Origin of the sequence: Streptomyces ziwulingensis (assembly GCF_039542605.1) — a bacterium.
Lineage (GTDB): Bacteria > Actinomycetota > Actinomycetes > Streptomycetales > Streptomycetaceae > Streptomyces > Streptomyces ziwulingensis.
In genome coordinates this window covers 220975-234018 of record NZ_BAABIG010000052.1, presented here as the reverse complement: position 1 = coordinate 234018, position 13044 = coordinate 220975, and the positions used below count along the sequence as shown (strand labels likewise).

At 73.5% G+C, this 13044-nt stretch carries 13 protein-coding genes; 5 read left to right on the top strand and 8 right to left on the bottom strand.

Features of this window, described 5'->3' with window-relative positions:
• Positions 1-228: 228 nt before the first annotated feature.
• The 4 genes from ABEB00_RS24285 to ABEB00_RS24270 all read left to right on the top strand — a co-directional run bounded on the left by ABEB00_RS24285 (position 229) and on the right by ABEB00_RS24270 (position 3876).
• Positions 229-1545: a PP2C family protein-serine/threonine phosphatase gene (locus tag ABEB00_RS24285; RefSeq protein WP_345622245.1), complete on the top strand. Its 1317-nt coding sequence runs from the start codon at positions 229-231 to the stop codon at positions 1543-1545.
• Positions 1542-1901: an STAS domain-containing protein gene (locus ABEB00_RS24280; RefSeq protein ID WP_345622244.1), complete on the top strand. Its 360-nt coding sequence runs from the start codon at positions 1542-1544 to the stop codon at positions 1899-1901. Before ABEB00_RS24285 ends, ABEB00_RS24280 begins: the two co-directional genes overlap by 4 nt.
• Before the next feature lie 113 nt (positions 1902-2014).
• Positions 2015-2908 carry an MEDS domain-containing protein gene (locus ABEB00_RS24275; RefSeq protein ID WP_345622243.1) on the top strand — a complete coding sequence of 298 codons (894 nt, stop codon included), beginning with the start codon at positions 2015-2017 and terminating at the stop codon, positions 2906-2908.
• A complete protein-coding gene (locus tag ABEB00_RS24270) occupies positions 2905-3876 on the top strand; it encodes an anti-sigma factor RsbA family regulatory protein (protein ID WP_345622242.1) in 972 nt (323 codons plus the stop codon). Before ABEB00_RS24275 ends, ABEB00_RS24270 begins: the two co-directional genes overlap by 4 nt.
• 82 nt (positions 3877-3958) lie before the next feature.
• Here ABEB00_RS24270 and ABEB00_RS24265 read toward each other — a convergent pair whose 3' ends face one another.
• From ABEB00_RS24265 to ABEB00_RS24240, 6 genes are all read right to left on the bottom strand, one after another.
• Positions 3959-4297, bottom strand: a complete 339-nt coding sequence (locus ABEB00_RS24265) for a GNAT family N-acetyltransferase (protein WP_345622241.1) — start codon at positions 4295-4297, stop codon at positions 3959-3961.
• 101 nt (positions 4298-4398) lie between these two features.
• Positions 4399-5991 (bottom strand): MFS transporter, encoded by a 1593-nt coding sequence (locus ABEB00_RS24260; protein ID WP_345622240.1) that lies wholly within the window; start codon positions 5989-5991, stop codon positions 4399-4401.
• Positions 5992-6162: 171 nt separating this feature from the next.
• Positions 6163-6633, bottom strand: coding sequence for a MarR family winged helix-turn-helix transcriptional regulator (locus ABEB00_RS24255; RefSeq protein ID WP_345622238.1), 471 nt, complete (start codon positions 6631-6633; stop codon positions 6163-6165).
• Between the two features lie 77 nt (positions 6634-6710).
• Positions 6711-7214 (bottom strand): MaoC family dehydratase, encoded by a 504-nt coding sequence (locus ABEB00_RS24250; protein ID WP_345622236.1) that lies wholly within the window; start codon positions 7212-7214, stop codon positions 6711-6713.
• The gene (locus ABEB00_RS24245; RefSeq protein WP_345622235.1) at positions 7214-8233 is read right to left on the bottom strand and encodes a hypothetical protein; all 1020 of its coding nucleotides are present in this window, start codon (positions 8231-8233) and stop codon (positions 7214-7216) included. The genes ABEB00_RS24250 and ABEB00_RS24245 overlap by 1 nt, the downstream gene beginning before the upstream one ends.
• 173 nt (positions 8234-8406) lie before the next feature.
• Positions 8407-8844 (bottom strand): universal stress protein, encoded by a 438-nt coding sequence (locus ABEB00_RS24240; protein ID WP_345622233.1) that lies wholly within the window; start codon positions 8842-8844, stop codon positions 8407-8409.
• 283 nt (positions 8845-9127) lie between these two features.
• Between ABEB00_RS24240 and ABEB00_RS24235 the strand changes: the two genes are divergently transcribed.
• Positions 9128-9577: a DUF5709 domain-containing protein gene (locus ABEB00_RS24235; protein ID WP_345622327.1), complete on the top strand. Its 450-nt coding sequence runs from the start codon at positions 9128-9130 to the stop codon at positions 9575-9577.
• A 57-nt stretch (positions 9578-9634) separates the two neighbouring features.
• Here ABEB00_RS24235 and ABEB00_RS24230 read toward each other — a convergent pair whose 3' ends face one another.
• A complete protein-coding gene (locus ABEB00_RS24230; RefSeq protein ID WP_345622232.1) occupies positions 9635-10510 on the bottom strand; it encodes an alpha/beta fold hydrolase in 876 nt (291 codons plus the stop codon).
• Positions 10511-10676: 166 nt separating this feature from the next.
• Positions 10677-13010 (bottom strand): ATP-binding protein, encoded by a 2334-nt coding sequence (locus ABEB00_RS24225; RefSeq protein WP_345622231.1) that lies wholly within the window; start codon positions 13008-13010, stop codon positions 10677-10679.
• Positions 13011-13044: the final 34 nt, after the last annotated feature.

Below are 13044 nucleotides of genomic sequence, written 5' to 3'. Positions count from 1 at the left end.
CCCGTCCCCGGCGGAACGGACCGCGTCGGTCCCCGGGCCAGAGCCGGAGACGACCGTCACGGACGCCGCGCGTACGCCGGCCGGAGCCGGACGATCAGGTTCCGCGACCGACGCCGTCGGGACCGCTCTTGCCCACCGAGGCGGATGACTTCGTAGGATAAGCCAGTCGACCCCGGGCATCCGCGCGGTGGCGGCCATCTCATCGGTACGGAGGAACTGGGGATCACCATGACCACGCGTCCCTCGCCGTCCTCCCCGACCCGGCCGGCGGACGAGACGGCCCGGCTGGCCGCGGTCCGCCGCTACCGGATCCTGGACACGCCGCCCGACGGGGCGTTCGACCGGATCGCCGCGCTGGCCGCCCGGATCTTCGACGCGCCCATGGCCACGGTGGCGATCGTGGACAGCGACCGGGTGTGGTTCAAGGCCACGCACGGGCTGGACGGCATCGCCGGGACCGGCCGCGACCCGGGGCTGTGCGCCTCGGCCATCCTGCACGGCGAGCCCTACGTGGTCACGGACGCCGTCGACGACGCCCGTGCCCTGGCCCACTGCCTCGTCCGGGGTGACCCGGGCGTCCGCTTCTACGCCGCCGCCCCGATCACCACCGCCGACGGGCAGCGCCTGGGCACCGTCGACGTCCTGGACACCCGGCCGCGCACGGCGACCGACGACCAGCTCGACGCCCTCCAGGACCTGGCCGCCCTGGTCATGGACGAACTCGAACTGCGTCTGTCGGCCATCCGGACGGTCGCCGCCGAACGCGAGCGGCGGGCCGAGGCCGAGCGGCTCGCCCGCGCCCTGCAGCGCACGCTGCTCCCGCCGGCCCTGCCCGCGGTGCCCGGCCTGCGGACCGCCGCCGCGTACCACACCGCCTCCGCCCACGAGGTGGGCGGCGACTTCTACGACCTGTTCCCCCTCGACGACGGCCGGTGGGCGTTCTTCCTCGGGGACGTCTGCGGCAAGGGCGCGGACGCCGCCGCGCTGACCTCGCTGACCCGCTACACGCTGCGGGCGGCCGCCATCTACGACCCCGACCCGTGCGCCGCCCTGGCCAACCTGGACACCGTCCTCAAGGGCGAGTACCAGGGCAACAGTCCGCGCTACTGCACGGCGGTCTTCGGTGTGCTGCGGCCGCTGCCGGACGGTTCCTTCGCCATCACCCTGGCCGGCGGGGGCCACCCCTCCGCCCTCGCCCTGCGCGCGGACGGGACCGTGCAGGCGATCTCCACCGCGGGCGGCCAGCTCATCGGCATGCTGCCGCACCCGCAGTTCGTCCAGACCACCACCCGCCTCTCCCCCGGCGACAGCCTGCTGATGTACACGGACGGTCTGACCGAGGCCCGCCACCCCGACGGGTCCATGCTCGGCGAGGAGGGTCTCACCGCGCACCTGGCCGCCACGGCCGCCCGGTCGGCGGAGGACCTGCTGGCCTCCGTCGAAGTCCTGCTCCAGCACCTGGGCGAGGGCGTCAGCGACGACACCGCCCTGCTCGCCCTGTCCGTACCCGCTCGTCCCCAGAACCGCACCCAGGAGTACCGGTGACCGATCCCGAACGCCTTCTGACCGTCACCCCCCGGCAGGCGCCCGAAGGGCCCTTCGTCCTGGAGGTGAGCGGGGAGCTGGACCACCACAGCGCCCGCCTGCTGACCGAGGCCGTCGAGGAGGCTCCGTTCGACAGCCGCGGCGTGGTCGTCGACCTGTCCGGTCTGACCTACTGCGACTCCACCGGCATCACCGTCCTCATCACCGCCTATCAGCGGTCGCGGACGACGGGCTCCCCCCTCAGTCTGGCCGGCGTGAACGCGGACCAGATGCGGGTCTTCGCCATCGTCGGACTCGACCAGGTCTTCACGTTCCACCCCAGCGCCGAGGAGGCGATCTCCTCGCTGCACCACTGAGGAACGGACGGTGGCGCGACCGCCCTGGCCGAGGGGCCGGCCACCGTACCCATGCGCCCCGATGCCTGGATACAGTGGCGTCGTAAGGCGGCGGGGAGGGGCGGGAGGTCGAGGTGATCACGTACGAGGGTACGGAGCGCCGGGTCGAGGACGTGGACCACGGTGATCACTTGTGTCTGCCGTTCGCCGACGACGCGGAGCAGCGCCGCGTCGCCACTGGTTACCTGGCGGCCGGACTGCGGCGCGGCGAGCGCGTCATGTACTTCGCCGACCGGAGTGCCCCGCAGGACGTCCTCGCCTGGCTGTCCGGGGCGGGCATCGATCCGCGCCCGGCCCTCGACAGCGGCCGGCTCGTGGTGACGACGGCCGCCGAGAGCTATCTGGCGTCCGGCACGTTCGACGCCGACGCCATGGTCGCCGCCCTGCGGCGGGAGGTCGGCGACTCCCTGGCGGCCGGTCACACGGGCTTCCGCGTCAGCGGCGAGATGGGCTGGGCCCTGGACCCGGTACCCGGCGCCGACCGGCTCGCCGAGTACGAGACCAAGGTCGGCGCGGTGTTCGCCGGCCACCGGGCGTCCGCCGTCTGCCAGTACGACGCCCGGCGCTTCAGCCCGGAGCAGCTCGACACTCTCGGCCGCTGCCACCTCGGGGCGGTCGAGCAGGAGCCCCTGCACAGCGACGGCACCCTGCGGCTGGTGCCGTCGTTCCCACAGGGGCGGCGCACCCTGCGGGTGGTGGGCAGCGTGGACCACCGCACCACCGACGCCCTCGCGCGGGCGCTGGCCGCGATGACGCGGTGGCCGGGCGACCTCCGCGTGGACATGCGGGAGCTGGAGTTCATCGACCTGGCCGGGGTGCGGGTGCTGGCCCGGGCCGCGGCCGCGCTGGGCGAGGGCCGGCGGCTGCACGTCGTGGAACTGGCGCCGCTGCTCTGCCAGGTGATCGGCATGGTGGGCTTCGACACGACGCCCGCGCTGATCGTCACCGCGCGGGAGGTGCCCGCGTGAGCGACACCCGCACCGCGCACCCGCCCTCGCCCCCGGGCGGCGGCCTGGTCCACCACGGTCTGATCTACGGCAGCGACCGCGAGTTCCTCGCCACGACCGTCCCGTTCTGCGCGGAGGGGCTGGAGCGCGACGACGCGGTCCTCGCCGTGACCACCCCCGCCAACATCGACCTGCTGAGCGAGGCGCTCGGGGCGGCGTCCCGGCGGGTCGAGTTCGTCGACGCCGCCGACTGGTACGAGGCGCCCGGCCGCACCCTCGGCGCCTACCACCGGTACGTCGACCGGCGCACCGGCCCGGGCGGGCACCGGCGGGTCCGCGTCATAGGGGAACCGGTCTGGCACGGCCGGGACCCGGTGGAGACCGCCGAGTGGACGCGTTACGAGTCGGCGATCAACCTGGCCTTCGCCCGGTGCCCGGCCTGGATCGTCTGCCCGTACGACACCCGGGTGCTGCCCCGGGGCGTCGTGGCCGACGCCCGTCGTACCCATCCGAGGCTCGCGGTGGCGCGGCACGGCCGGTCCAGCGCCGGTTACGCGGACCCGGCGGCCGACGACGGCTGGCGCCGGCCGCCCCTACCCCTGGCCTCCGAAGGGGAGGAGCTGGTCATGCGCTTCGGAGCCGATCTGTCGGCGGTGCGGACCCAGGTCGCGAAGGCGGCGGCCGAACTGGGCCTGTCCGGTGAGCGCGCCCAGCGCCTGGTGTTCGCGGTGAACGAGGTCGCCACCAACGCGGTCCAGCACGGGGACGGGGGCGGCCGGCTCGCCGTGCGCCGCGCCGGCCGGCGGATCGTGTGCGACGTCACCAGCGAGGGCAGCGGCGGGCCCGAGTGGTACCTGGGGTATCTCCCGCCCGATCCCGGGGCGCCGAACGGTCACGGCATGTGGGTGGTGCGCCAGCTCTGCGATCTGCTGGAGGTCCACTGCGACGAGGCGACCACGACGGTGCGGCTGCACGTCGGCCTCGCCTGAGCGGATGCCGGACCTCCCCGGTCCGGCCGCACCTGCCCCGTCCCGCCGCGGTCCGGCTCCCCTGCCGGAACGGCTGCCGTGTTTACGACAGTTCGGCCTTCAGCCAGCTCCGGATCTCCGGGGTGACCGGGTCGGCGAGGTCCGCGAACTCGGTGTGCTTGGTGAGGAACTTGGCGACGTACGGACAGACGGGCACGATCCGCTTGCCCTGCGCGCGGACGTCCGTGAGAGCCTGCTCGACCAACTGACCGGCCAGGCCGCGGCCGGCGAACGCGTCGCCTGTCTCGGTGTGGTAGAAGACGCGCTGCGCACCGTGGTCGCGGAACGCGGTCAGACCGGCCCGCTCCCCGTCGACCAGGATCTCGTAGCGGTGGCGGTCGTCCCTGCGCTCCACGGTGGGTGCGGCGGAAGCCTCGGTCATCGGATGTCCTCTTCAGTGGGTTCAGTGGGTTCAGCGGGTTCAGCGGGTCGGGTGGGACGGGTCGATCGGATCGGACACTACCCCGCGAGCTGGCGCCGTCCTCAGGCGGCGGGCTGCTCGGAGGTGCGGCGCACGCCGATCACGGCGACCAGGGCGCCGATGACGCACAGCGCGCCGGCGACGAGCACGGAGGTGTGCACGCCGTTCATGAACGCCTGGTGGCTTCCCTCGACGACGGCGGACCTGAGCTGGGCCGGCATGTCGTCGGAGACCGGGGCGACGCCCATGGCCACCGCGTCCCTCGCCTCGTTCAGTCCGGCGGCCGCGGCCGCCGGCACACCCGCGGCGGTCAGTTCGCCGGTGAGGGTGGAGCCGACCCGGCTGCTGATCAGCGACACCAGCACGGAGGTGCCCAGCGCGCCGCCGATCTGCAGCGCGGTGGCCTGCAGACCGCCCGCCACACCGCCGTCCTTGACCGGGGCGTTGCCGACGATGGCGTCCGAGGAGGAGGACATCACCATGCCCACGCCCAGGCCGAGCGCGATGAACGGGGGCCACATCGTGGCGTAGGAGGAGTCCGCGCCCCAACTGAGCATCACGAAGCAGGCGACGGCCTGCAGGGCCATGCCGAGCGGCATGGTCAGCCGCGGTCCGAACCGGCCGGTGAGGGCGGCGCCGAGCGGGGAGGCCACGACCGAGGCGAGGCTCAGCGGGAGGGTGCGTACACCGGCTTCGACGGGGGTGAAGCCGCGCACGCTCTGCAGGTAGAGCATGACGAAGAAGATCACGCCGAGCAGCACGAAGAAGTTCAGCGCGGTGACGAACGTGCCGATGGTCAGCGCCCGGTTGCGGAACAGCCGCATGGGCAGCAGCGGGGACGCGACGCGGGTCTCGTACCAGCCGAAGACGAGCACGATCACCACACCGGCCGCGATGGCGCCCAGCGTGCCGCCCGAGGTCCAGCCCCAGGACTCGCCCTTGACGACACCGAAGACGACGGCGAGCAGTCCCACGGCCAGCAGTACGACGCCGACGATGTCGAACTTCTCGTCGGCGGCGGCCCGGTTCCTGGTCTGCGGCAGCACCAGCACGCTGAAGACCAGCGCGAGGACGCCGATGGGCGCGTTGATGTAGAAGACGGACTCCCAGTCGACGTGCTGGACGAGCAGGCCGCCGACGATGGGGCCGAGGGCGGTGGAGACCGAGGAGACCATGGCCCAGATGCCGACCGCCATACCGAACTTCCTGGGCGGGAAGACGGCGCGCAGCATGCCCAGGGTGTTGGGCATCAGCAGGGCGCCGAAGAAGCCCTGTACCGCGCGGAAGGCGATGACGCCCTCGATGGATCCGGTGAGCCCGATGGCGACGGACGCCGCGGTGAAGCCCGCGACCCCGATCAGGTAGAAGGTGCGGCGCCCGAAGCGGTCGCCCAGCTTGCCGCCCAGGATCAGCGCGGCGGCGAGGGCCAGCAGGTAGGAGTTGGTGACCCACTGCAGGTCGGAGGTGGAGGCCCCCAGGTCGCGGCCGATCTCGGGGTTGGCGATGGAGACGACCGAACCGTCCAGGCCGACCATGAAGAGGCCGAAGGCGACGGCGATCAGCGTCAGCCACGGGTTGGCCCGCGCGCCGCGGGGTGGTGCCGCGGCCGGGTCACGGGTCGGTGGAGCGGAACGGTCGGTGGTGGCGGAGGGCATGACTGAGCGTGTCCTTCGATGGTTCGGAGAGGTGGTTTTCCGGGGACGGCACCGGTGGGACCGGCCCGTTGCGCGGGAAGGCGACGGCACCGGCCGACGCGCCGGACCGCGGGGGCCCGGGACGCGGGCGGCCCGCCACGAGGGCGCCGGGCCGCGGGGGCCCGGGTCCGGTCAGTGGCGGGGGCGCAGGTGCCCGTCGAGGGCGGCGAGCGCGGTCAGAGCCGCGCCGAGGGCGCCCAGCTCGCCTTCCGTCATGGCCCTGAGCGCGGTGCCGAGGTGCGCGCTCATCAGGCGTTCGACGGCGGCGAGCTGCTCCCGGGCGGTCCCGGTCAGATGCAGGTGCGCGACCCGTTTGTCCGCCGGGTCCGACCGGCGTTCCAGCAGTCCCTGCTCGGTGAGCTGGGTGACCAGCGCGCTGACGTTGTTCGGCTTCATCAGCAGGGCGTCGGCCGCCGCGCGCACCGTGACACCGTCGTGGTCCTCGACGTGCCGCAGCAGTGCGAGCTGCGCCTCGGGCGGCTTGGGGTGCGCGTAGTCCCGCGCGACCTGACGGTCGAGGGCCCGAGCGAGCCCCGGCAGACACGCCACGAGCCGTGCGGCCACGTGGTCGATGTCCTGCGAGGACGCGTTGATCTCGGGCACCCCACCAGGATGGCTATGTAGTCATACCTATGTCAAGTCGGGCTCCGCGCTCGCTCCCCGGCAGAACCGTCCTCAGGTCACCCGGACCGGCGCAGCAGGTACTTGTGCTGACCGGACAGCACCAGTTCACCGCGCTGGTTGTGGATGGTGGCCGCGGTGACCACGACGCCGTTCTCGTCCCGGGGTTCCAGGGCGGTGACGGTGAGCGCCGGGTACAGGGTGTCCCCGGAGTGGACCTCCTTCAGGAAGGTGCAGGAGAGCTCCAGGAAGGCGATGAACACCTCGCCGATGAAGTGCGGGAACAAGGTGGCGCCCGGGGCGGTGAAGGCGAGTACCTGCAGACCGTGGACGACCGGTGCGGGGTGCCCGTGCCGGCGCGCGTACTCCGCGTCGTAGTGCACCGGGTGGTTGTCCGCGGAGACCGTCTGGAAAGCGGCGGCGTGGGCGTCGGTCAGGGTACGGCTGGGGGCGCGGAAGACCTCGCCGACCCGGAGGTCCTCGAAGGTCCTGGCGGGGACGACCTGGAAGGCGTCGGGATCGAACGCCTCCGGTGCCGCCGACCCGGTGCCGGGCTGTGCCATCAGGCTGTCCTCTCGTGCGCTGCGCGGTGGGTGACGTGGAGCGGCCTGCTCGCGGGCGCGATGCGCGCGGCGAGCAGGTTGGGGTCGCTGTCGGTGAAGTACGCGCCGCTGGCGATGTAGGCGGTGGTGCCGCGTACCGCGAGCGAGGTCGGGTTCTCCAGGCCGTCCGCGCCCGTCAGCACCGTGGTGTGGGTGCCGTTCGGCTCGACCCGGGCGATCTCGTTGTCCGCGTTGATCGCGGCGAGGAGGGTGTCGCCGCGGCCGGTGAAGGCGAAGTCGTCGATGTTCGTCAGTCCGCCGGCCCGGGTCCGGACCGGGCCGGCGGTGCCGCGCGCGGTGACCGGGATGCGGAGCACGGTGCCCTTGTCGAGGTTGGAGACCCAGACCGCGCCGTCGTGGAACTTGAGGCCGTTGGCGCCGAGGAAGCCGTCGGCGGCCAGCTCGGGCGCGGTGCTCCACCGGGTGGGCGTGGAGCCGGTCACAGGGACCCGCCAGACGGTGCCGAGGACGGAGTCGGCCACGTACAGGCTCCGTCCGCCCCCGTCGAGGGCGAGTCCGTTGGGCAGGCCCTCGGCGGGCAGGGCGGCGATGCGGTGCGGGGTGCCGCCGGGGCGCAGCCGCCACACGCCGGTCAGGTCGGCGCTGCCGGTGGCGTAGAGGAAGTACAGGGTTCCGTCGTGGGCGCGGACGATGCCGCCGAGGAACGGATTCGACAGGGCGGGCGTGGTGGAGCCGGCCGGGGGTTCGGGCAGTGTGGCGAGGACGGTCACCTTGCCGGCGCGGGAGATCCGGGCGATCTGCCGGCTGTAGGCGAAGGTGACGACGGCGCCGCCGCCGGGCTCCAGGGTGATGTTCTCCGGCCGCTGCCCGCCGGCCATGTCGAGGTGGGCCACGAAGCGCACGCTCTGCCGCGGCGCGGCGGTGGCCGTGGACATGGGACCCGCCGCGGTGACGGCGAGGGCCGCGGCCAGCGCCGAGGCGAGCAGACCGGTGCGCGTTCTGATCAGGAACTTGGACATGGCCCGAACCTATGAGGGCTCGGGCGTCCCGATTGCCTCTGCGCGCACCGGCCGGAGATCGACAGCGCACCCGCCGGGCGACGCGGTGGCGCGTACGGTGCCGTGCCGCCCGCGCCCGCCGCCGTCCTCGGCGCCGGCACCGGTCAGTGCCGGTTCAGCCGGTCAGTGCCGGTTCAGCTCCGGCCGGCGGCCTCGTCGTGGGGTGCCAGGAGGACGGCCGTGCGGCCGATGTGCGCCACGGTGTCGCTGACGCGCGGGTTGACCAGGGTCTCCAGCCATCCGTGCCGGTGGGGGCTGAGGACCAGGAGATCGGCCTCGAACTCCTCGGCCGCGGCGGCGATGGTGGTGGCTGTCTGCGTCGTCAGGGCGTCGGCGATGCGGCCCTCGGCGTCCACGCCGGCCGCCCGCAGCACGGCGACGGCCTCGTCGAGAACGGTCGTCGCCTCGCTGTCGTCCTCCAGCGGGACCACGGCGGCGAGCGTGGCCGCGGAAGCGACGACGTGCAGCACACTGACCTTGCCGCCGGTCAGCCGGGCCATCTCACCCGCCATCCGCACGGCGGAGTGGCGGGCGGGGCTGGCGTCGACGGCGACGAGGATGCGCTGGAACATGAGCTTCCGTCTCTCTGGGCACTGGCAGGGGTGGAACTTGTTCGATCACCAGCATGAACCACACCCGGGGGTCGATCTGTTCCGGCTGTGCTCCCTGCGCGCACATCTGTCGACCGGCAGCGCACGATGTGCCGTGCGGTGGTCGTGGCCGGTGGACACCGCACGGATACTTGTGCCTCGTCGCCGTTGCCGAACGGGCATCGGCGAGGGCAAGGACCCGGTCGTGGGCGGCAGCCGCCGCCCGCCCCGGGACGATGTGGGAGCGCAGTTGACTGACGAGACGATGGGCGACGAGGTCTACCAGCCGGACGGGTCGGAGGTGCGGGACGACGCCGGTCTGCTGGACGCGTCGGACACCCTGGACGACCGGGCGGGCGACGAGGCCCTGGACGAGGGCTACTCGCCCCCGGAGCGGCCCTGGGGCGTGGAGCACACCGGGGTCACCGCGTCGGAGCGGCTGCACGGGGAGACGCTGGACGAGCGTCTCTCCGAGGAGCTGCCCGAGGTCGGGGTCCCGGAGGGCGACGGTGTCGGCGACACCTGGGACACCGACGGTGAGCCGATCGACCTGGAGGTCGGTGACGCGCGGGCCGGACGGCTCCTCGCGCCGGACGAGGGCAGTCACGAGAACACCGAGTCGGACCTGTTCGCCGCCGACGTGGGCCTGGACGGTGCGGCGGCTTCCGCGGAGGAGGCCGCGATGCACGTGATCCCTGACGCCGACACCTACTGACCCGGAAGGCGGCGGCCGCAGTCGCGCCGCCGCCGCCTTCGGTCCGCCCGCCCGCTCTCAGCCGTTCCAGCCGTCGAGGAACGCCAGCACCTCCGCGTTGACGATCTCGGGCCGCTCCTCCTGACAGAGGTGTCCGCACCGCGGGATGGCGACGCCGCGGACGTCGCGGGCCAGGCCCTTCCAGACGTCCAGCACGTCGTACGCCTTGCCGACGGCGCTGAAGTCCTCGCCCCACATGGTCAGGACGGGGCAGTCGATGAGCTGGTCCTCGTCCTCACGGTCCTGGGCGACGTCCTGGGGGGCCGCGCGGTAGTCCATGCAGGAGCCGCGGACGGCCCCGGGCTGCCGGTAGGCGCGGACGTAGACGTCGATCTCCTCGGCCGTCAGCATGTCCGGGTTGTACGACCAACTGCGGTAGAAGTGCGTCAGCCACACCTCCTCGTTGCCGGCGATCAGCGCTTCGGGCAGGTCGGGGACCTGGAGGAAGGTGAAGAACCAGTAGCCCTGCCGTGCCATGGCCACGTCGTAGGTGTCGGCGATGACCCGGGTCGGGATGTTGTCCATGGCGACGAAGCGGTCGATGCGCCCGCGGTGGTCCTTCGCGAAGCGCGTGCCCACCCGGGCGCCGCGGTCGTGGCCGATCAGCGCGATCCGCTCGTGGCCGAGGTGGTCCATCAGGGCGAGGGTGTCCTGGGCCATCGTGCGCTTGTCGTAACCGGACGCGGGCTTCTCGGTGTCCCCGTACCCGCGCAGATCCGGCGCGATGACCGTGTACTTCTCCGCCAGGGCCGGGATCTGCTTGCGCCAGCCGTACCAGGTCTCGGGGAACCCGTGCAGCAGGTACACCGGCGGGCCCTGGCCGGCGCTGACCCAGTGCTGGTTGATTCCGTTGAGCACCGCTGTGTGGTGCGTGATCTCCGTCGGAACGGTCATTGGCGACTCACAGATCTCGGAGGAACAGGGGAACGGACCGGGCGGCCCGGGCGGAAGTCACGGGCCAGGTCCCAGTCTGGACGCGTTCGGGAGGCCCGGCTTGTCCGGGGACGCATGTGCTCGGTTCCCTGCGCGCCCTCGTGCCGGAGGCGGGCCCGGCCGCGGCTCAGGTCCCGGCCTCCAGTTCGGCGAGCCGCGCGTGCGCGTCCGGGACCCGCCACGGCTCGGTGCCGGGGCCGAGGGTGACGCAGGTGCGGAAGGCCTCCCGTGCCTCGGCCTTCCGGCCGGCGGAGACGAGCGCCTCCCCGAGGATGTGGAGCTGGGTGCTGCGCAACGAGGGGTTGTCGAGACCATCGCAGAGGCGCACCGCGGCGTGCATGCAGGCGATGGCCTCGTCCCATCTCGCCAGCAGGGCGAGACTCCGGCCGATCCCCGAGGTGAGGCCGATGCGGGCCACCCGGGCGATGTGCGGCTCGATGAGCGCCCCCGCTTCGTCCAGGAACGCCAGGGTCCGCCGGTACGCGTCCAGTGCGGCCGCGCCCTCGCCCTGCGACAGGAGGTTGAGGGCGCGGCCGTGCTGGGCCTGCAGGCTGCCGTGCGGATCGCCCGCCGCCGCGAACAGGTCGGCCGCGCGGCCGTAGCAGTGGGTGGCGTCCGCGAAGCGCTCCAGGTGCCGGTAGGCCCAGCTCTGGTAGAAGTGGGCCCACGCCTGTTGCGCCGCGTCGCCCGCGCGCACCGCCGCCGCGAGCGCCTGAGCGGCGACGGGCAGACCGTCGTCGGGACGGCTCTCGCAGACGATGAGGGTCCAGGCGTAGTAGTTGAGGTGGGTGGCTCGCAGGACCTCGTCGCCCAGCGCCTCGGCACTGCGGGCGGCCGTGCGGAACACCTCGGTCCAGTGCCCCCAGAAGATCCACTGGTCGGAGAACCAGTGCAGGGCCTCGGCCACCTCCACCACCATGGCGTGGTCCCCGGCCGCCGCGGCGGCGCGCAGCGCGGCCAGCCAGTTGATGCCCTGGCTGCGCAGCCACTGCCGGGCCAGTTCGGCGGTGGACAGATCCACCAGCCCCGACCAGCCTCCCTCGGGCCCGCCGCGGCCGGGTTCGAACCACCGGCCGGCGACGACGGTGGTCTCCAGCAGCCAGCGGTACAGGCCGGCCCGTACCCGCTCGGCCGCCTCGGGCCCCTCGTCGGCTTCGAGGCGGCCGTGCGCGTACAGGCGCAGCAGGTCGTGCAGCCGGAACCGGTCGCCGTGGGTGCCGAGCAGCCCCGCCTCGACCAGTTCGTCGAGGACGTCCTGCGCCGCCGGCAGGTCCCGCCCCAGCAGGTGTGCGGCGCAGGCCACCCCCGCGTCCGGGCCGGGCACCACCGAGAGGCGCCTGAACAGCCGGGCGGCGTCGGGGGTGAGCCGGCGGTAGGAGAGGTCGAAGGCGGCCGACACCTTTCGGTCGCCGGCCACCAGGGCGTCCAGGCGGCGCTCCTCCACGGCGAGCCGGCCGGCCAGGCGGCGGACGGTCCAGCCGGTCCGGGTCGCCAGCCAGCTCCCGGCCATCCGCAGCGCCAGCGGAAGATAGCCGCAGTGCCGGGCCACGTCGCTGAGCGCGAGCGGATCGGTGGCGGCGCGTTCCTCCCCGATCATCCGGGCGAGGAACGCGAGAGCCTCCTGGTGGGCGAGTTCACCCAGCGCGAGCCGGTGCACGTCGCGCAGTCCGGTGAGCACCCTTCGGCTGGTGACCACCACCATGGTCCGGCCGCGGTCCGGCAGCAGCGGCCGCACCTGGGCCTCGTCGTGGGCGTCGTCGAGGACCAGCAGGCAGCGCCGGTCCGCGAGCAGGGCCTGGTAGAGCGCGGCGTGCCCGTGCGGGCCCGCGCCGACCAGTTCGGAGTCCGCGACGTGGAACGCCTTGAGGACGCTCAGCATGATCTCGGCCGCGGCGGGCGGGTTCCGGTCCGTGCCGCGCAGCTCCAGCACCATCTGACCGTCGGGGAACCGGTCCACCAGTTGCTGCGCGGCGTGCAGGGCGAGGGCGGTCTTGCCCATGCCGGGCGGCCCCGACACGGCCACCACGACGGGCCGGGCCCCGTCGCCCTCGGCGTGGGCCCCGGTTCCGGGGTCGGTTCCGGGGTCGGTTCCGGCTCCGGCGGGCGCTGCGGGCAGTTCCTTCCCGGCGGCCAGCATCGCCAGGGAGACCAGTTCGTCCTCGCGTCCGACGAAGTCGGCTATGCCGCGGGGAAACGTGCGGACGGCCATGGGCACCTGGTCGCCGCCGCGGCCGGCCCGGGCCGCCGCGAGGAGGCGCTCCCGCCGGTGGTCGTCCAGGCCGAGGCCGTCGGCGAGGGCGGCCACGGTGCGTCGCTGCGGGGCCGCGCGCCGCCCCCGCTCCAGGTCGCCGATCCCCCGGACGCTCACTCCCGAGCGTTCGGCGAGACCCTCGATGGTCAGCAGCGCGTCCAGCCTGAGCTGCCGCAGCAGCGCCCCGAACACCTGTCCCCCGCCGCTCACCCGCTGTCCGTCCCTTGCTTCGGCTGCTTCTCTC

Bases quoted from the DNA above. Each gene is read 5' to 3' on its own strand.
- ABEB00_RS24250 (WP_345622236.1), bottom strand. From the start codon at position 7,214: ATGGCACAGCCCGGCACCGGGTCGGCGGCACCGGAGGCGTTCGATCCC.
- ABEB00_RS24240 (WP_345622233.1), bottom strand. From the start codon at position 8,844: ATGTTCCAGCGCATCCTCGTCGCCGTCGACGCCAGCCCCGCCCGCCAC.
- ABEB00_RS24260 (WP_345622240.1), bottom strand. From the start codon at position 5,991: ATGCCCTCCGCCACCACCGACCGTTCCGCTCCACCGACCCGTGACCCG.
- ABEB00_RS24285 (WP_345622245.1), top strand. From the start codon at position 229: ATGACCACGCGTCCCTCGCCGTCCTCCCCGACCCGGCCGGCGGACGAG.
- ABEB00_RS24230 (WP_345622232.1), bottom strand. From the start codon at position 10,510: ATGACCGTTCCGACGGAGATCACGCACCACACAGCGGTGCTCAACGGA.
- ABEB00_RS24235 (WP_345622327.1), top strand. From the start codon at position 9,128: ATGGGCGACGAGGTCTACCAGCCGGACGGGTCGGAGGTGCGGGACGAC.
- ABEB00_RS24245 (WP_345622235.1), bottom strand. From the start codon at position 8,233: ATGTCCAAGTTCCTGATCAGAACGCGCACCGGTCTGCTCGCCTCGGCG.
- ABEB00_RS24265 (WP_345622241.1), bottom strand. From the start codon at position 4,297: ATGACCGAGGCTTCCGCCGCACCCACCGTGGAGCGCAGGGACGACCGC.